The organism is Pseudoalteromonas sp. 5Ae-yellow (assembly GCF_014077565.1).
GTDB lineage: Bacteria > Pseudomonadota > Gammaproteobacteria > Enterobacterales > Alteromonadaceae > Pseudoalteromonas.
Genome location: NZ_JACGWD010000039.1, coordinates 1 through 19,018, shown reverse-complemented (window position 1 = coordinate 19,018; position 19,018 = coordinate 1). Strand labels below are relative to the sequence as shown.

The following is a 19,018-nucleotide window of genomic DNA, read 5'->3' as shown; positions in this document are numbered from 1 at the left end:
CAATTGGCGCTTTTTTTATATGTAAACTAATTGAGCAAAAGCAGCTTTAAAAGCTACTTTTAAATCTATTAATCCATTCCTTTAGTAAGTAACTGCCACGCTGTAGCCATATACTTATTATAAGCTTGCTCTGTTGCTACATCAATTGGTTCAAAAGGCTGCGGCTTAAGTGGTACTAAGTTAATCCGATCCTCTGGTTGAACTTTTTGATACTCATACATTGACGAAAAATCACCACGCCAAAGCTGTTCTGGTTTACGCACAGTTTGAAAACCAAATACAGTACGATCTTTAGGTTGATTTAATAGCGACTGGCCCATGCTATAAAATGTCGTATTTTGCGGTGCTATTAAGTTTAATAATGTAGGTGCAATATCCATATGGCTCGCTAATTGATCGCTCGATACCCAGTTTGGATTTACACCTTTACCATAAATAACAAGCGGTACATGTGTTAGTTCATATAGATCAGGGCGATGATGTAAATAACGGCGACTATAGTGATCACCTGTAATTACAAATAATGCATCTGGGTAGCGCTGCTCCATTTTACGAACAAATTGACCAAGCATTTTATCGGCATACCATAAATGCCCTAATACGTAAGGGTCTAATAAGTCATCATCTAAAGCTTGAATTTCCTTTGGATAGTCAGCAACTGATTTTAAAGGATACCCATACTTATCTAAATCTAAGTTAAATGGCCCGTGATAACTCCCACTCATGATTAAGTTAAAACTTTTTTCATCTGTTTTAGTATCGGCTAAATCAAATAACTGACCATCATCAATTCCCCACACACCAGCACTTCCTTTACCTCCAGTGTCTGCAGCCGAAAATACTTTATCAGCTCCTTGTGAAAGCACATATTCGCCTATATTTTGCCATGACAGCAAGCCGCCATAATAAAATCGACTTTGATAACCTAGTTGCTCAAGTTGATTAAATATTGATAACTTACTCGCTGGTTTTTGTGGTCCAATACGGCTCATGTTAACGCCCGAAAACGCTATACCAGACATAAGGCTAGATAGCGAATTCATAGTACTGCTTGCTGCAGGTAATACATTATTTAAATATATACCTTTACTAGCTAAATTACGTAGTTCATTAGTTAAATTGAGCGATGTATATTTTTGCTGTAACGGCCAAGCATCATAACTTTCCATAACAATAAAAAACACTTGTGAAGGTGCCGCTAACATTGGCGCACTGGTTTTTTTCTCAAGCGTCGCTAAAGGGTTATCTATGTCAGGTGCATTTTTTCGTAAGTAAGGATTGTGACCATTTAAACCAAAACTTTGTAAATCATTATAATCTTTAATGGCATATATAAAGCTTCGAAACGGGTTTATTACAAGATTATTTACAAAAGCATCTGTCGTTACTGCTGACCATTTTCGAGAAGCAGGACGAGTTTCAAATGATCCTCTTATTGCACAAACAAATAAAACAATAATCAATGCAACTAAAATCGTACGCTTTAATATATTCGTGGTGAAAAGATGATTGATAGCACTATAGCTTTTCCTATCAACTAGTTTATTTATTTTAAATGCTATCGCTAATAAAATAACTAAACTAAGCAGGCTCCCCCACGGTTTATATTGCTCGATTACAGTTAATGCAATAGCTTGTTGATCGTCATTTAGCCCTTCAAACATAAAAAAGTTAAACTGGCTTCCATATTCAGCAATGTAAGTAATACTCGTTATACATAGTATTGTTGACGTAATGAAAAATATTCGGCTTGTATATATACGTGCTTTTCTAACCCATCGTCCTAAACGCAGAGGCTGTAAAATACAGTTTAAAATAAAAACAATACTAAAACAGACTCCCGTCGCGGCAGAATCAAATGCTAGACCCGCTTTTAATGTCGCGATTATTGAATCAATATCTAGTTCGGAAGTAATACGATCACTAAAATGAATTAAAAAGAAAATCCGAAAACCCATAAAAAGTAGTACACCAGCAAACCAAAGAGTAGCGATACGTCCGCTTTCTTTTACAAATTCTAGCCAGCGACTAGATGGAAGTGTGTGTGTGTTTAGCAAAATCCTGTACCTAATATATTATACCCCTAGGAAAACAATTTTACTTGTTTAAGCTATTTCAACAAGGAAATAGCTGTAATCACTTGTAATTAAAGAAAAAATTTTACATATAAAATATTCCATTCACATTTAATTGCAAGTAATGGAATATTCTATTGAAATACTAATCAACTTTTTCTATAAGTAATCTTTTGGGAAATAGATACGTTTAACAATTTTATTTTACATAGAGATACATTTATAAAGGGGTTCGGTTTATACTCGCTTCATTATAAAGCTTTAGGGATAGTTAAATGGCCGATAACTTTCGCGTTATATTTGCAGGACTTGCCGATAACGTTGACATAAAAACAGCATGTACAAATTTAGCTACAAAATTAAAAACGTCAGATGAAAAAGTAGCTCTTTTTTTTAAAGGTAAGCCACTGTTTGCGCCAAGTAATAAAGACAAAGCATTAAAACAAGCTAAGTTACTAGCAAGCTTAGGCATTAAAAGTAAGCTTCAAGCTGTTTCAAACGCTATTCAAAATAGCTCTGCCCCTGCTGCAAACAACCAACGTGATGAACGTATTTTTGATGCACTCGATTACATCACTAGCAGCTTAATTCGCCTTGAAGAAAAGTTAGACGAGCTAGAGCAACGCCTTCCTGAAGCTCAATTAAAAGCACCAGACGAAAATGTTGACGAATGGCAAGATGACGACCTAATGCTAGATGAGGATTTAGCGCCTCCTAAAAAACGCAGTAACTTACTTTTATATTCATTGATTGCAACTGCCACCATTTTGCTAGTAGTACTGGCTGTTTTTTTAATTTTTCCCGATTTATTCTCTTTTTAAGAATGGCTAATTAATTTAATGAGTAATAAACGCGCAAAAATAAGAGCAGAAATTCGTAACACCCGTAAAAACTTGTCAAATAATCAGCAAATAATTGCTGCGCAATCGCTAAAAATGAATTTTATTCAACATTTAAAAAGCGAAAAAACAACGAATTCAAAGCATATTGCCATTTACTTAAGTAACGATGGGGAGTTAGACACTTCATTGTTAATTAAAGAATTATGGAGTTTAAACCATACCGTTTACCTACCTATAATACACCCATTCAATGGCGCTAATTTACTCTTTCAGCGCTATGAGAAAAACTCACCCATGAGAGCAAATCGCTATGGTATCTTGGAGCCTAAGCTGAACTGCTCTCAAATATGCCCATTACCAGTGCTTGATTACCTCCTTATGCCATTAGTTGCATTTGATAAACAAGGTAATCGCCTAGGAATGGGAGGTGGGTTTTACGACCGGACTTTGGCGCGTTTACACGAACAAAATTGGCAAAAACCACAACTAATTGGCCTTGCACATGAATGCCAAAAAGTTGAGGCCCTACCAATCGAGTCGTGGGATGTACCACTTAAAACCATTATCACCCCAGATAAAACATACTGTTGGTAACAATTAAATTTGATTACTAACCGCATATTTCTGACATACATGAGCACAAAGCAATGACACAAGACGAATTAAAAAAAGCAGCTGCTTGGGCAGCACTCGAGTTTGTAAAAGAAAACACCATTGTAGGTGTGGGTACAGGCTCTACTGTTAATCACTTTATTGATGCCCTTGGCTCAGTAAAGGACACTATTGTAGGCGCTGTATCAAGCTCAGAAGCCTCAACCGCGCGCCTACAAGCGTTGGGTATTGAAGTATTTGAGCTTAATAACGTTGCTGCTTTAGATGTATACGTTGACGGCGCTGACGAAATAAACGCTCAAAACGAAATGATTAAAGGCGGCGGCGCAGCGCTAACACGTGAAAAAATAGTAGCGGCAGTTGCAAAACAATTTGTGTGTATTGTTGATGACACAAAACTGGTAGATACATTGGGCGACTTCCCGCTTCCGATAGAAGTTATTCCAATGGCGCGCAGCTACGTTGCACGAGAATTATTAAAACTTGGTGGTGACCCTGTTTATCGCCAAGGCGTAGTTACCGATAATGGTAACGTGATATTAGATGTATTTAACTTAAAAATTACCAATGCTAAACAACTTGAAGCACAAATAAATTCAATTGTTGGCGTAGTTACCAACGGCCTATTTGCGATGCGAGGTGCTGATAAAGTGATTATCGGTACCAAAAATGGGCCACAAATTAAATAGGATGAGGTTATGAGTAAGGTATCGTTAGCAAAAGACAAAATTAAAATTCTCTTGCTTGAAGGTGTTCACCAAAGCGCTGTTGAAACGCTAAAACGTAACGGTTACAGCAATATCGATTACGTTAAAACATCCTTACCTGAGGACGAGCTTAAAGAGCGCATTAAAGATGTTCACTTTGTAGGACTTCGTTCTCGTACTCATATTAACCAAGCCGTATTAGACTCAGCTGACAAACTAGTTGCTGTTGGGTGTTTTTGTATTGGTACAAACCAAGTTGATTTAGATGCAGCACGCGAACGCGGTATTGCTGTATTTAACGCACCATTTTCTAATACTCGCTCAGTTGCTGAACTTGTACTTGGTGAAATTCTACTTTTATTACGCGGTATTCCAGAGCGTAATGCAGCGGCTCATCGTGGTGGCTGGTTAAAAACAGCAAATGGTTCGTTTGAAGCACGTGGTAAAACTTTAGGTATTATTGGCTACGGTCACATTGGTACTCAGCTAGGTATTATGGCTGAAAATATCGGTATGAACGTTGAATATTACGATATCGAAGATAAGTTATCACTGGGTAATGCAACACAAGTTCATAACCTAACTCAGCTGTTACAACGCTCTGATATTATTAGCTTACATGTACCAGAAACACCGCAAACTAAAAACCTTATTGGTAGCGCAGAACTTGCTGTTATGAAGCAGGGGTCTATTTTGATCAATGCCTCACGCGGAACTGTGGTTGATATTGATGCTCTTGCAGAAGCGCTTACAGAGAAAAAACTAAGTGGTGCAGCAATCGATGTGTTCCCTACTGAGCCAAAATCTAACGATGAAGAATTTGTATCGCCACTGCGCCAATTCGACAATGTTATTTTAACGCCGCACATTGGTGGTTCTACACAAGAAGCACAAGAAAACATTGGTATTGAAGTAGCGGGTAAACTGGCTAAATACTCAGATAATGGCTCAACTATTACTGCGGTTAACTTCCCTGAAGTATCGCTGCCTGAGCTTGCTAATCGTAGCCGTTTATTACACGTACACCACAACCGCCCTGGTGTACTAACGCAAATTAACCAAGCGTTTGCACAGCACGGTATTAATATTGCTGCGCAATACCTACAAACAGACGCATCTATTGGTTATGTAGTTATTGATGTAGATACAGATCAATCTGAAGTAGCACTTAAAGAACTAAGCGCTGTTGAGGGTACAATTAGAGCACGTATTCTGCATTAGTAATTAATCAACTATTCTAATATCAAAAAGGGTCACTTCAAAGTGACCCTTTTTTTGTATTTAGTTTACATGTACTTTCTCAAGTATTTTTTGAATACCGGATCTGTTGCAGCCAACTCTTTTTGCTCAGCCAATATATCTTTTAAAATAGCGCCTGAGGTAAGCGGGTTTGCAAGTACCACTCTAAATACAACGGTAGGTTGATTGTCGTATTTAGAAGGCGTTAAACGAGTACGTGATACAAATGAGCGACCAGACTCTCGCTGACGTTTTTGCATACTGGCAGTAAAACGATTCAATGAAGCAAAAATATCTAACCGAGTTGCAGCATCTGCATCGGCTATTGCTTGTTTAATTTGCTTAGGTACATAACGATACGTTAATAAGCACAATTCAGGTTCTGAAATAAGCTCAAAGTCTTCATCAGCTTTAATTAAATCAGCAAAGTAATGTGCTTTTTTGATGCTTCGATCAATCAGCATTTCGTAACCTTTACGACCAATAACACGTAAGCAAGCATGTACTAACATTGCCATACCAGGTCGGCTGCCTTCAAGCGTGTGGCTACCTAAGTCTTTTGAACCTTTACGTAATATGTACTCAGCGTGATGCTCTATTGCATCTGTGGCAGCGGGATCTTTAAATAAAACTAAGCCCGCTCCCATTGGTACATACATTTGTTTATGTGCATCGATGGTAATTGAATCTGCTCGCTCAATCCCTTTTAGTAAAGGGCGATGCGTGTTCGATAAAAGGGTCGCTCCTCCCCATGCAGCATCTACATGAAAATGGCAGTTAATGTCTTGTGCTAAGTCGGCCATTTCATCAAGTGGGTCAATATTACCGGTTTCGGTTGTACCCGCTACCCCAATAATCGCCATTACTTTAATGCCTTGCGATTCAAGCTCACGTGCTTTTTCGCGCATAGCTCCTACATCAACTTTATTCTTTTCGCAGGTTTTAATACCAATTAAGTTATCGCGACCAATACCGAGTAAATCAACTGATTTACCTAATGAGTAATGTCCGCGTTCTGATATTAATACTGCTAAACCTTTATAGCCGTAATGCAGCATACCGGCAATTAGGCCTTGTGCGCCAATACCTCTAAAATCACCATCGGGTTTTAATAAGCGGTTTCGCGCAATCCAAAGCGCAGTAATATTAGCAACCGTTCCACCTGAGCAAAATGCACCTAATGAGGTTTTAGCACTGTGCATCCATTTAGAATAAAACGAATCTTCTTGCCCATAAGCTAAATGATGCATCATTCCAAGCACTTGACGCTCAAGAGGCGTAAACGCTTTAGACGTTTCTATTTTTACTAGATTTTGATTTAGCCCTACCATCAATTTTGATAGCGGTAATAAAAAATGCGGCAAGGCAGAGGTCATATGACCAATAAAGCTAGGCGCAGCTGTATGCACAGAATGCGCAACAAGTTGCTCCATTATGTCTTGGGCATAAGCAGATACAAACGTTGGATCCTCTGGGATCACTGCCGACTGAAAATCTTTTTCGATTTCATGTAATGGTTTTTCAATTGCCGCTATATTTTCGTTTAGAAAACCTGCTAAATTACTCGAAATTTCAAGCTCGATTTTGCTTAAAGTTGAGTCTGGCGCTTCAGGTACAGTAAATATACGCTTAAGGCTTTCTTTAGAGGCGACGGCACAACGCTTTTGATCCATCTCAATACCTAGTGTGTGTAGCTAAAACACGCGCTTACCCATCAAAAACGCCTATTTTTTTAGGACATTTAGAGCAATCGTGTTTCTTTAAAAATTGCGCTAACTTTACTGCAATATAACTAAAATGTCTCGTTTAAACCTATAAAAGCAATCAAAGCGATGACAAAAAAATGATAATTTAATTAAAACTCTACCAAACCTAATTATTTATTGGGCATTTACTTATTTTGGGTATAATAAATTTGATAACAAAAAAGGGACACATATGCCAGAAGGAAGAGTCAAAGTTAGTTGGATAGTGGCAGGCTTTAGCTTGTTTTTAATAAGCTTGCTTACCTACGTTTACTACACTTACCAAACTACGCGTGCTGAAATAATGCAGTCGGTTGATAATCGCTTACTTAATGCCGCCACCAGCGTTAAACATATCTTAGGTGAAAATTACCTAAGTGCGGTTAATCAAGGCGACAACATAAGTTTTTCTTACTATCAAAATAAGAGTAAACAGCTCTCTGAGTTCGCTCAAGCACTTGATATTGCTTATGTGTATTCAATGATTTTAAAAGACGGAAAGGTTCTTTTTAGCTCATCAAGCTACACGCAAGACGATCAGAATAATGGCAAAGTAACTCAATTTTTAGATCTCTACCCTGAAGCTACCGATGCCAATATAAGTGCTTTTTATTCAACAGAACCTATATTTGAAATATCGAGCGATCAGTGGGGCCACTTTAAAACTATTTTTATTCCTTACGTTGACCCTATTAACGGCAATACCTATTTAACGGGTGCCGATATAACTATTTACAATTTAAACGAACAACTTAAAGAAAGTGTGTCGAAAGCTGCTGCAATGGCTAGCTTCTTCTTTTTTATCGCAATACTTGTTGCCGCTATATATATTTATTTACTAAAGCGCTCTTTAGCAACTGACTCTAGTACTGGTTTTTCAAATCATATTGCTCTTGAGTACTTTATTAAAAAAAGTAATGCACATCACATGCAGTTAGCCGTTATTTGGGTTAATGAAATAGAAGATATAAACAGTTTCTACGGCACTGAAGTGGGTGATAAAGTAATGAAAAACTTACTTATTCACTTTAAGCTCAGAAGCTCTGCGCATTGCCATATATACAGGCTAGCAACCAATAAAATAGTATTACTCGCGCCAAAAGAAATGAGTAATGACGAATTTACCGAGCTCGTAAAAACATATAACTTTAATACCCCAGTGTTAACTGATCCTTTTATTTATATAACCCTATGTGCAGGTATTGCCAGTGGTAATAAATCGCTACTACTTGAAAACGCTCATATAGCAGCGCTGCAAGCTAAACAAGGCAGGCATAATGTAGTTAACTACTCAAAAGCGCTACACGATGTAAAAACGCAATATCAATACAATGTAGAAATGGCTAAAGAGGTGCGTGAAGCGTTTGATAACAACCGTATAGTGCCTTACTTTCAACCCATTATTGATACTAATACCAATAAAGTTGTTCAATACGAATGTTTAGCTCGAATGGTAACAGCCCAAGGTGAAGTATTAAAACCTGATGCATTTTTAAATGTTGTTACTCGCTCAAGAATGGACGGCATACTGACCCGTACTATATTTTCACAATGTGTTAGTCGCTTTAGAAAAACAGATATTTGCTGGAGTTTAAATATAACTGCACAAGATATGCTCGACCCTAATTTAAGTGAGTTTATTGCGGACGAACTTAAGCGTTATCCGCATCCTGGTAATATCACACTAGAGCTTTTAGAAACCCAAGCTATTGCTAACTTTTCTGAAGTAAAAGCATTTATTGGAATGGTTAAAACGAAAGGCGTTAAGGTTATTATTGATGACTTTGGTAGTGGTTATTCAAATATATCAAACGTACTTAAGCTTGAAGTAGATGGTATTAAGCTCGATGGCGCACTAATAAAGCAAATAGTGAATGACAAAGACATCTACTTGTTTATTGAACATATAGCCAGTTTTGCTAATCAACTTGGTTTACAATTAATGGCAGAATCCGTAGAAAATGCAACCATAGTAACCGCACTTAAAAAGGCGAATGTGACACTAATGCAAGGCAACTATTTTGCCCACCCAGTGCCACATGTTAATACGGTTACAGAGGAATTAGCACTTTAACTTACTTTAGCAAGGTAAGTTTATAACGAGTCGGTGGCTTTGCTGGCCACTGGCCCAGTATTTACGCTCAAAAGGCGTAATTGCATCGTTTGACTCATAAAGTGTTACATCGCAAGGGTTGCCTGTTAATTCAAGCGCCCGAGCAAACTCCTTAACGTAAATATCCCAATTGCTGCGCACTTCTAATTTTCCACCTAACTTAACGATAAATGGAAAAATAGCTGCGCCATGCCAGCGCCTACGAATATGCTTAGATTTAGGCCACGGGTTTGGATACAACAAATAATGGTGCGTAGGTTGCCAATTAGCAGCAACCGCTAAACGCCAAAAGTCATTTAAGTCTGCTTGCACTAAGATGTACTGACCACTGTCGGTTTGCTTATATTCAACATCGTGCTTATCTAAGCGGTGCGACGATTTATCAATACCGATTACAAGTGCATCAGGATGGCGCTTAGCTAAGTTAGCTGAGCTTTCACCTACGCCACAACACGAATCTAAAATAAGCGGGCCACTAAAGGCTTGTACTTTGGCATTAACCTCGTCAAATGCGGCTTGGGTATGAGCTGCAATTGGCTTTTTAAATTCAGCATCTAAGTGCTTATTTACTATTTCATCAAGCTTTTCGTGAATACCCGCTTGATTAGATACAATACTACGTGAATTTGCATCACTCATTAGTGTCTTAGCCCCACACCTTTTTTGATCAATGTAAGCGCCAATGTAAATAACGCTGTTATAAATACTAAAATAACCCCAAGAGCCACGCTCAAATCAACATCCGACACACCTAAAAAGCCATAACGAAATGCGTTAACCATATAAATTATAGGGTTGATTTGTGATACATTCTGCCAAAACTCAGGCAGCAACGTAATTGAATAAAATACACCGCCTAAGTAAGTTAATGGCGTTAGTATAAAGGTGGGGATAATGCTTATATCGTCAAAACTATTTGCGTAAATTGCATTAATTAAACCACCTAAAGCAAACACAGCTGAGGTTAAAATAACCGTCGCCATAATTACAAAAATATTATGAATTTGGATATCAACAAATAATAACGACACACAGGTCACTATAAAGCCCACCATAATACCGCGTGTCATACCGCCACCCATATAACCTAGAACAATGATGTAGTTAGGTACAGGTGCAACTAAAAGCTCTTCAATGCTTTTTTGAAACTTTGTTGAGTAAAAACTAGAGGCTACGTTGGAATAGGAATTAGTAATAACCGACATCATTATAAGGCCAGGTACAATAAACTCCATATAACTAAAGCCGCCCATATCACCAATACGTGAACCAATTAAGTTACCAAAAATAACAAAATATAAGCTCATCGTAATTGCTGGCGGTACTAAAGTTTGCACCCAAATACGTAAAAAACGGATACACTCTTTAATCCATAAACTCTTTAAGGCTACACCATATTTAAACATTTATTCGCCCCGCCCTTGCTCTAGTAATCCTACAAATAACTCTTCTAATCTGTTTGCTTTATTTCGCATACTCAACACAGTATTACCTTGAGCTGTTAATGCACTAAATACAGCATTTAGCCCTTGAGATTTAGCGACTTCCACTTCAACAGTATGATCGTCCGTCATCGTAAACTTATAACCTTCAAGCGTGACAGGGCTTGCTGGCACTTTTAAGTCTAAAATAAAGGTTTCTTTATCAAGTTTTGCAAGCAATGCTTTAATAGTAGTGTTTTCAACAATTCGGCCATTATCGATTATGGCGATGTTTTTACACAGTAACTCTGCTTCTTCAAGGTAGTGTGTAGTTAAAATAATAGTAACGCCTTGCTCATTTATTTGGCGTAAAAAATCCCACATTGAACGACGAAGTTCTATGTCTACCCCCGCTGTTGGCTCATCAAGTATAAGCAACTTAGGTTCGTGCATAAGGGCACGCGCAATCATTAATCGGCGTTTCATACCGCCTGAAAGCGTACGTGCTTGTTTGTCTTTTTTCTCAAGTAAGCCAAGCTGCGCTAAGTACTTATCAGCACGTTTGTGGGCTTCGCCACGTGGCACACCATAATAACCGGCTTGGTTAACAAGTATTTGGCTAAGTGTTTCAAACTGACTAAAGTTAAACTCTTGCGGCACTAAGCCTAAATGCGCTTTTGCAGCTTCTAAATCAGTATCAATATTACAACCAAATACTTCTACCTTGCCTTTTGTTTTATTAACAAGTGACGAAATAACACCAATAGTGGTTGATTTACCTGCTCCGTTTGGACCAAGTAGAGCGAAAAAGTCGCCCTCTTTAACTTGTAAATCAACGCCTTTAATAGCCTCAACACCATTTTTGTAAACCTTGGTAAGGCCTTCTATATTTAAAGCAATATTTTGCTTATTCATTACTTACCCTCACCATAACCCCAACGTTTTGTTAGGTTATGTTCAATGTTTAAATGATCTAAAATTCTTGCCACCATAAAATCGACTAAGTCTTCAATACTTTGTGGCTTATGATAAAAACCAGGCGCTGCTGGCATTATGGTCACACCTAAACGAGATAACTTAAGCATGTTTTCTAAATGAATTTCGTTAAATGGTGTTTCGCGCGGCACTAAAATTAACTGTCCGCGTTCTTTAATAACGACATCAGCGGCGCGCTCTAATAAGTTATCTGACGCCCCTACTGCAATTGCAGAAACCGACCCAGCACTGCATGGACATACCACCATTTTTTTAGGTGCAGCAGAGCCCGAAGCCACAGGGCTAAACCAGTTATCTTTACCGTATACTTTTAACTGCTCAGATTTAGCATTAAACAGCGTACTTAACTGCTCAGTGGCTTTATCTTCGTTACCAGAGAGCTTAATATTTGATTCTGTATCAAGCACCACTCGTGCTGCACTTGAGATAAGTACGTAAACTTGAAATTGCTGCTCAAGCAATACTTCAAGCAACCTTAAACCATAAGGTGCACCTGATGCACCGCTAAAAGCGAGCGTAATTCTATCTTTAAATTGCACACTATTCTCCGCTGTATTTATCAGCTAAACCATCAACAAGGTGTTGATGAAGGCCATTAAAACCACCATTGCTCATAATTAAAATATGTTGATTAGGCTCAATATTTTCAAGCACCGTATCAATAATTGTTTGTGTGCTGCTAAAGCACTGCATACCCGCTTTATCTGCTTGCTCTTTTAGCGACCAATTTAGATTCTCTGGTTCAAAAAGTAGTACGTCATCAGCATCACGCAGTGAATCTAATAATGTATATTGATGCACACCCATTTTCATGGTGTTTGAGCGCGGCTCTAAAATAGCGATAATTTTTTCATCGCCTACTTTCGCGCGCAGTCCTGCAAGCGTAGTTTTAATTGCTGTTGGGTGATGCGCAAAATCGTCATACACCTTAATATTATTTATATCAGCCTTTAGCTCCATACGCCTCTTAGGGCTAATAAACTCACTTAAGGCATCAATACTATGATCAACAGCTATACCCACATGGCGCGCTGCTGCGATAGTCATAATTGCATTTTTAACGTTATGTTCGCCTATTGCTTGCCAGCAAACAGTGCCCTGCTTTTCGTTATTTAAAAGTACATTAAACCCACTACCATCGGCTTTTATTAATTCATAGCTCCAATCATCGCCTAGCGTTTCGCTTTCGCTCCAAAGCCCTTGTGCTATTACGTCATTAAGCGCTACGTCTTGCTTAGGCCAAATTACCTTGCCGCTTTGAGGTAATGTACGCATTAAGTGATGAAATTGTTTTTTTATTGCGTTTAAATCTTCGAAAATATCAGCGTGATCGAATTCAAGATTATTTAAAATAAGTGTACGCGGAAGGTAATGGACAAACTTACTGCGCTTATCAAAAAAAGCAGTGTCGTATTCATCGGCTTCAATAACAAAAAATGGCGTTTCACCGACTTTGGCCGATACACCAAAATTTTGGACTATGCCGCCAATTAAAAACCCTGGTTTTAAACCTGCGTACTCTAACACCCAAGCAAGCATACTTGCTGTGGTTGTTTTACCATGCGTACCGGCGACAGCAAGTACCCACGAGTTTTGTAATAAATTATGTTTAAGCCATTCAGGGCCTGAGGTGTAAGGCAGACCTTTATCAAGCACATATTCTACGCACGGGTTACCACGGCTCATTGCATTACCGATTACTACCATATCTGGCTTTGGCTCTAATTGAGACACGTTGTAGCCTTGAGTCAGTTCAATGCCAAGCTCTTCAAGTTGCGTACTCATTGGTGGGTAAACGTTTTGATCAGAACCCGTTACTTTATGACCTAATGATTTAGCAATGGCTGCAATTCCACCCATAAACGTGCCACAAATGCCCAAAATATGTATATGCATATACTTTCCTTAAATCGTATGCTCACTTTACAGCTATGCAAAGTTTAGTGGCGCTATAATGCCAAAATTCGTGCTTAGTTACCATTACGAGTAAGCATTTCACTCGTGCCAAAATGACCACTTGATAATAAAAAAGCCTTCTTAATTAGAAGGCTTTTTTATTAGTCATTATTTGCTACATCATTAAAAATACTATTAAACCTACACCGAGCAATAAACGATATATCACAAATGGCAACATGCCCATTCGCTCTATTACTTTTAAAAACATAAATATACATGCATAAGCCGATAAGAACGATAGCACCACACCTAGTAATAATGTATTCCAATCAACCACATGGTCACCCAAAGCAAGCTCTGCAGTATAATAAAGCCCCATCATAGAAATAATTGGAATTGCCAGTAAGAACGAAAAACGCGCTGCGCTTTGCTTATTCATTCCAAGCATTAAACCAGCAGTCATCGTGATACCTGAGCGAGAAGTTCCCGGGATCATTGCAACAGCTTGTGCAAAACCAATAATAAGTGCTGTTTTCCAATTAAGCTGATAAATAGTTTTAATTTGTTTCCCTTTTGCATCCGCGTACCAAAGCAATAAACCAAATACAATGGTGGTAGTAGCAATAACCCAAGCGCTTCGCAGGTATAACTCAATAAAATCTTTTAAAAGTAAACCTAAAATAGCGGCAGGCACTGTACCTAAGATAATCCACCAGCCTAATTTACTGTCATCGGTAGTGCCTTGCTTACCAAAAGATTTAAACCATGCGCTTAGTATATCTACTACTTCTTTACGAAAATAAATAACGACGGCTATTAAAGTACCAACATGTACTGCTACGTCAAACGCAAGCCCTTGATCTTCCCAGCCTAAAATTTGCGATGGGAGAATTAAATGCGCAGAGCTCGATATTGGTAAAAACTCAGTAAATCCCTGTATGAGGGCTAAAATAATTATTTCGATAATACTCATAGGTTAGAAAACTCCACCTTCCATAGCTTTTGTTGAGGGTTATTATATCCATTCCATAACTGCGCAATCGTTTGCTTAGCTACAGGATGATAAAAATCTGGGGCAACCTCACTCAGAGGTTGTAATACAAATGCATTTTTAGTTATTTCATCACGTGGTAATTGCGCTGGGGAATCGCAAGTTACATCATCATAAAACAGTAAATCTAAATCGAGCGTTCGTGGACTGAATTTTTTATCGTTTGCTGTACGCCCATTATCACGTTCTATTTGTTTTAATAAAGCGCATACATCAGCAAGCGACATATCAGTTGTAGCGCCAACTACTGAATTATAAAAATTATTGCCAGCAAACCCAACTGCTTCACTTTCAAAAACAGACGAGTGCACAATGTGCTCAAAGTGCTGCTTAAGTGCAATTAATGCACATTGTATATAATGCGCTTTATTTATATTTGACCCTAGGCTGATATAAATTTGGGCCATTTAGTCAGTTGCCTTAACACGTGTAATTTCAACACCCACAGTTTGTGCTTGTGCTACTGCTGCAGGTTTACTTACTCTTATAGTAACTTGTGGCGTATTAAACTCGCTTAAAATAATCTCAGCCAACTGCTCAACCAAAGTTTCTAGCAACTCAACAGGTTTTGCAGTGCAGTGCTTAATAACGCGTTCGCTTACTTTTGAGTAATCCAGTGCTAAATTAATATCGTCATTTTCGGCTGCAGGCTTAATATCACTAAGCATTTCAATATCAAAATAAAGGCTCTGTTTACTTTCTTTTTCAAAGTCGTACACTCCAATAATAGTGTCGACGTGCAATTGAGATATAAAAACCTTATCCATTGATACTCCAAATAACAACAAACTACTAAGCAACTATACTAAGCATCAATAAAATTAATACTGTATATGGTTTAGCCAGTGTTTAAATATGTAAAAATAACTTCTACAATAGCAAAATAACTAAACTAGCTATTAAATAGCCTGTTAATAATTTTTACGATAAATTTTGCTGCCAATAATAGCCTAAAAGCACTATCAATTGGTATAGCAATTAAAAAATAAGGAAGCGCGTGTTAGCCACTATAATGTTTGTTTTAGCTTATTTACTTGGGTCGATTTCGTCGGCTATTTTAGTGTCGCGGTTGTTCAAACTCCCAGACCCTCGTAATAGTGGTTCTAATAACCCAGGAGCTACAAATGTTTATAGATTAGGCGGAGCATTTCCGGCTTGCTTGGTTCTAGTGTTTGATATTTTAAAAGGCACTATTCCGGTATGGGGGGCTTATTTTTTAGAAGTTGAACCTTTAGAGCTTGGTTTAGTCGCAGTAGCTGCTTGTTTAGGTCATATGTACCCACTGTTTTTTAGCTTCAAAGGCGGTAAAGCCGTAGCAACGGCATTTGGCTCATTATTACCTATTGGCTTATCATTGGCAGGTTTACTTGTGTGTACTTGGTTAGTTATAGTGGCAATAACACGCTATTCATCACTGGCGGCGCTTGTAGCTGTATCTTTAGCGCCCTTGTATACATGGCTAATAAAGCCACTTTATACTCTTCCCGTTACTTTTATCACGCTGTTAATTATATTTCGTCACCGTACTAATATTATTCGATTATTTAGTGGGGAAGAACCAAAAGTGGGTGCTAAAAAAGCACCCAACGATGAAAACAAAAATATCTAAAATATGAGTCATTAAATCGGCTCAAGGCTATCTATAGGCCAACGAGGTTTTGTTTTCATATCAAGCGTGGCAAATTGCCCTGCTTTTAAACGTTGCATTCCGGCATAAGCAATCATTGCACCGTTGTCGGTACAAAATTCAGTACGCGGATAAAAAACTTCGCCTTTCATACCTTTCATTACGCGTTCAAGCTGCAGTCGAAGCTGTGTATTTGCACTTACGCCACCGGCGATTACTAAACGCTTAATACCTGTTTGTTTAAGCGCTCGCTTGCACTTAATAACCAGCGTATCAATAACCGCTGTTTGAAATGCATGCGCTATATCAGCTTTAGTTTGATCGTCGTCGTCATTTTCACGAATCGTGATTGATGCCGCTGTTTTTAAACCACTAAAACTAAAATCAAGACCTGGCTTGTCGGTCATAGGGCGAGGAAATACAAAGCGCTTTGCTACGCCTTGTTCAGCCATTTTAGCTAAGCGCGGGCCACCGGGGTAATCAAGACCAAGTAACTTAGCCGTTTTATCAAAGGCCTCGCCTGCGGCATCATCAACTGACTCACCTAGTACTTCGTATTGTCCAATACCCGCTACTTTAACCATCATGGTATGACCGCCCGATACAAGCAATGCAATAAACGGAAACTCAGGGGTATTTTCCTCAAGCATCGGAGCAAGTAAATGCCCTTCCATGTGATGTACTGCTACCGCAGGTATATCCCAGCCGTATGCTAATGAGCGACCAATAGACGTACCTACCAATAATGCACCAACTAGACCTGGGCCTGCAGTATAAGCAATACCGTCTAAATCTTCAGGGCCACAACCTGCTAGTGCAAATGCTGCATCTATAAGTGGTAATGTTTTACGAACATGATCGCGCGATGCAAGTTCCGGCACTACACCGCCGTAATCAGCGTGTACTTTTACTTGGCTGTATAATTGATGAGCTAACAAGCCTTTTTCGTCGTCATATATTGCAATACCCGTTTCATCACATGACGATTCAATGCCTAAAATTCGCACTGTACTTCTCCTGCCTTTTAAATTCTACTTTGCTTCTTTTATAACGTAAGACCAATATTTGTTTGGCCATCTTCAAGGGCAAACTTTTTGAGTGCCTTTACGCTATCAGAGGTAATACGCCCCATATTTTCTACAAAATCAATTAGCTCACCTAATACTTCAATTTCGTACTGCATTAATGGGTGCTCTCTCACTGCTGTGTTATCAGCAATCTCACCTTCAACCGTCATTTGATATTCAATAAAGCGAGCCACTGTTGCTTGAGATATTTTGCTCACACTAATGAACTCTTGCTCATCTTGCGCCACTAAACCGTGCATTAAGCTAAGTAAAGACGTTGCAGCATCAATAGCAGGATAAGTACCAAACATATCAAAATCAGCAAGTTCAGGAACATTTGGCTCTATTTTTTCAACTTGTTTTTCGAGATCTATTTTACTTTTAGGCAGTAATATTTTTTCCCAACAAACATTAAGCGAATTACGTAATAAGGTTTCATCACCAAAACCTGTTGCTTCGCTAAATAAACCGTAATTTGGCAGCATTCGCTCTATTAAAGCACTTGCTAAAACAGCCTTTTGTAAATAGTTAAGCTCTCTAATACGCTGAAAATTATTTGCTTTAGTCATTCTTTAACGTCTCACACGACCAACAAAAATCAAATGTTGATCCATTATGCTCATTACAGTTAGGGCACACCCAATCTGGAGCGGATTGTTTTACTTGTTGATAGTTTACCAATATTTGGCGCGCATGGCGCTCTTTTATCGCATAAACCTGCACACTAACTTGCGCCTGATCAAATGGAATTTCTCCTAATGCGCCTTGGAGCATCTCGCCTTTTATTTTACATTCAATACCACCAGTTTGTATTAAACCTTTAATAATATTAGCTTCAAGGGTGTTTTCGGCTTTATAAATTGTGATCCACTGAAAAGAGCTATCTGTTGTGTTGTTATTATTAATATTTTGCAATACTCACCTCATTTATTTTGTGTTAACAATATCCTACGCTAAATTATTAGCATACTAACATGCTGCACTTTTAAGGAATCAACATGACACTAACAACTCCGGGCTTACTTTTTCCGGCCATATCGCTGCTATTACTTGCCTATACAAACCGATTTTTAGTTTTAGCGCAATTAATTAGGGAGCTAAATGCGCGTGAAGGTGAATCTATTCGGCCTGTTGTAGTGGCTCAAATCACTAACTTACGTAAACGTATTAAGCTAATTAGAACGATGCAAGTGTACGGGGTAGCCTCTTTTCTACTGTGTACACTATCAATGTTTGCATTATTTATTGAGTTTAATGCCACAGGAATTATTTTATTTGGCATTAGCTTAGCTTGCTTAAGTTTATCGTTATTAACGTCTTTATTTGAAATACATATTTCCTGTGATGCAATCGAGATAGAACTACAAAGCATTGAAAATAAACCGCTAAGCAGCCGAATAAATAGAAATTTTGTAAAATAGAGTCTTATAAATAAAACACTCTATTATTTGTCACAATCATGTTGTATGAACGCCCCTTTTTGGGGCGTACTTTTTTATTAATTAGGGCGTGTTGATCTTTGTGGTATGAAAAACAAACAGCATGAAGATAAGGTATAATTGAATTCGCCAGAAAACTTTACACCGAACCTACATGCCAAGATTAATGTTAACAGACGGGACAT

At 38.3% G+C, this 19,018-nt stretch carries 20 protein-coding genes; 7 read left to right on the top strand and 13 right to left on the bottom strand.

Annotation, left to right across the window (positions count from 1 at the left end):
* Positions 1-68: 68 nt before the first annotated feature.
* Positions 69-2,057: an LTA synthase family protein gene (locus H4J63_RS11735; protein ID WP_182196690.1), complete on the bottom strand. Its 1,989-nt coding sequence runs from the start codon at positions 2,055-2,057 to the stop codon at positions 69-71.
* A gap of 293 nt (positions 2,058-2,350) precedes the next feature.
* On the opposite strand from H4J63_RS11735, the gene H4J63_RS11730 reads away from it, so the two are divergent.
* Genes H4J63_RS11730 through serA form a run of 4 tightly spaced genes read left to right on the top strand, consistent with a single transcriptional unit; the run spans position 2,351 to position 5,457 of the window.
* A complete protein-coding gene (locus H4J63_RS11730) occupies positions 2,351-2,896 on the top strand; it encodes a hypothetical protein (RefSeq protein ID WP_182196687.1) in 546 nt (181 codons plus the stop codon).
* An 18-nt stretch (positions 2,897-2,914) separates the two neighbouring features.
* Positions 2,915-3,511 (top strand): 5-formyltetrahydrofolate cyclo-ligase, encoded by a 597-nt coding sequence (locus H4J63_RS11725; RefSeq protein ID WP_101164181.1) that lies wholly within the window; start codon positions 2,915-2,917, stop codon positions 3,509-3,511.
* Positions 3,512-3,564: 53 nt separating this feature from the next.
* Positions 3,565-4,218 carry a ribose-5-phosphate isomerase RpiA gene (gene rpiA, locus H4J63_RS11720; protein WP_182196684.1) on the top strand — a complete coding sequence of 218 codons (654 nt, stop codon included), beginning with the start codon at positions 3,565-3,567 and terminating at the stop codon, positions 4,216-4,218.
* Between the two features lie 9 nt (positions 4,219-4,227).
* Positions 4,228-5,457, top strand: coding sequence for a phosphoglycerate dehydrogenase (gene serA / locus H4J63_RS11715; RefSeq protein WP_024600597.1), 1,230 nt, complete (start codon positions 4,228-4,230; stop codon positions 5,455-5,457).
* A 65-nt stretch (positions 5,458-5,522) separates the two neighbouring features.
* Here serA and panP read toward each other — a convergent pair whose 3' ends face one another.
* On the bottom strand, positions 5,523-7,148 hold the full coding sequence (gene panP, locus H4J63_RS11710; RefSeq protein ID WP_182196682.1) for a pyridoxal-dependent aspartate 1-decarboxylase PanP: 1,626 nt from the start codon (positions 7,146-7,148) through the stop codon (positions 5,523-5,525).
* Between the two features lie 265 nt (positions 7,149-7,413).
* Here panP and H4J63_RS11705 point away from each other — a divergent pair, with 265 nt between their 5' ends.
* On the top strand, positions 7,414-9,294 hold the full coding sequence (locus H4J63_RS11705) for a GGDEF domain-containing protein (RefSeq protein ID WP_024604062.1): 1,881 nt from the start codon (positions 7,414-7,416) through the stop codon (positions 9,292-9,294).
* A 6-nt stretch (positions 9,295-9,300) separates the two neighbouring features.
* Here the strand turns inward: H4J63_RS11705 and H4J63_RS11700 are convergent, their stop codons facing one another.
* From H4J63_RS11700 to folB, 8 genes are all read right to left on the bottom strand, one after another.
* The gene (locus H4J63_RS11700) at positions 9,301-9,972 is read right to left on the bottom strand and encodes a tRNA (guanosine(46)-N(7))-methyltransferase TrmB (protein ID WP_170071966.1); all 672 of its coding nucleotides are present in this window, start codon (positions 9,970-9,972) and stop codon (positions 9,301-9,303) included.
* Positions 9,972-10,739 (bottom strand): ABC transporter permease, encoded by a 768-nt coding sequence (locus tag H4J63_RS11695; protein WP_007584748.1) that lies wholly within the window; start codon positions 10,737-10,739, stop codon positions 9,972-9,974. The genes H4J63_RS11700 and H4J63_RS11695 overlap by 1 nt, the downstream gene beginning before the upstream one ends.
* A complete protein-coding gene (locus tag H4J63_RS11690) occupies positions 10,740-11,669 on the bottom strand; it encodes an ABC transporter ATP-binding protein (RefSeq protein ID WP_182196679.1) in 930 nt (309 codons plus the stop codon). It lies immediately after the preceding gene.
* Positions 11,669-12,289 carry a flavin prenyltransferase UbiX gene (locus tag H4J63_RS11685; RefSeq protein ID WP_024600592.1) on the bottom strand — a complete coding sequence of 207 codons (621 nt, stop codon included), beginning with the start codon at positions 12,287-12,289 and terminating at the stop codon, positions 11,669-11,671. Before H4J63_RS11685 ends, H4J63_RS11690 begins: the two co-directional genes overlap by 1 nt.
* A gap of 1 nt (position 12,290) precedes the next feature.
* The gene (gene mpl / locus H4J63_RS11680) at positions 12,291-13,646 is read right to left on the bottom strand and encodes a UDP-N-acetylmuramate:L-alanyl-gamma-D-glutamyl-meso-diaminopimelate ligase (protein ID WP_182196677.1); all 1,356 of its coding nucleotides are present in this window, start codon (positions 13,644-13,646) and stop codon (positions 12,291-12,293) included.
* A 175-nt stretch (positions 13,647-13,821) separates the two neighbouring features.
* Positions 13,822-14,622 carry an undecaprenyl-diphosphate phosphatase gene (locus H4J63_RS11675; RefSeq protein WP_182196674.1) on the bottom strand — a complete coding sequence of 267 codons (801 nt, stop codon included), beginning with the start codon at positions 14,620-14,622 and terminating at the stop codon, positions 13,822-13,824.
* Positions 14,619-15,107 carry a 2-amino-4-hydroxy-6-hydroxymethyldihydropteridine diphosphokinase gene (gene folK, locus H4J63_RS11670; RefSeq protein WP_182196672.1) on the bottom strand — a complete coding sequence of 163 codons (489 nt, stop codon included), beginning with the start codon at positions 15,105-15,107 and terminating at the stop codon, positions 14,619-14,621. Before folK ends, H4J63_RS11675 begins: the two co-directional genes overlap by 4 nt.
* Positions 15,108-15,467, bottom strand: coding sequence for a dihydroneopterin aldolase (gene folB, locus H4J63_RS11665; RefSeq protein ID WP_007584738.1), 360 nt, complete (start codon positions 15,465-15,467; stop codon positions 15,108-15,110).
* A 230-nt stretch (positions 15,468-15,697) separates the two neighbouring features.
* Here folB and plsY point away from each other — a divergent pair, with 230 nt between their 5' ends.
* Positions 15,698-16,309: a glycerol-3-phosphate 1-O-acyltransferase PlsY gene (plsY, locus tag H4J63_RS11660; protein ID WP_024604055.1), complete on the top strand. Its 612-nt coding sequence runs from the start codon at positions 15,698-15,700 to the stop codon at positions 16,307-16,309.
* An 11-nt stretch (positions 16,310-16,320) separates the two neighbouring features.
* Here plsY and tsaD read toward each other — a convergent pair whose 3' ends face one another.
* From tsaD to H4J63_RS11645, 3 genes are read right to left on the bottom strand one after another with little or no spacing between them, the layout of a single operon-like run.
* The gene (gene tsaD, locus H4J63_RS11655) at positions 16,321-17,334 is read right to left on the bottom strand and encodes a tRNA (adenosine(37)-N6)-threonylcarbamoyltransferase complex transferase subunit TsaD (RefSeq protein WP_182196669.1); all 1,014 of its coding nucleotides are present in this window, start codon (positions 17,332-17,334) and stop codon (positions 16,321-16,323) included.
* A gap of 38 nt (positions 17,335-17,372) precedes the next feature.
* Positions 17,373-17,963, bottom strand: coding sequence for a YjaG family protein (locus tag H4J63_RS11650; protein WP_002961040.1), 591 nt, complete (start codon positions 17,961-17,963; stop codon positions 17,373-17,375).
* Positions 17,956-18,309 (bottom strand): DUF2007 domain-containing protein, encoded by a 354-nt coding sequence (locus H4J63_RS11645; RefSeq protein WP_165744225.1) that lies wholly within the window; start codon positions 18,307-18,309, stop codon positions 17,956-17,958. The genes H4J63_RS11650 and H4J63_RS11645 overlap by 8 nt, the downstream gene beginning before the upstream one ends.
* Positions 18,310-18,392: 83 nt before the next feature.
* On the opposite strand from H4J63_RS11645, the gene H4J63_RS11640 reads away from it, so the two are divergent.
* Complete coding sequence (locus H4J63_RS11640) at positions 18,393-18,815, top strand: DUF2721 domain-containing protein (RefSeq protein ID WP_002961042.1); 423 nt, start codon at positions 18,393-18,395, stop codon at positions 18,813-18,815.
* Positions 18,816-19,018: the final 203 nt, after the last annotated feature.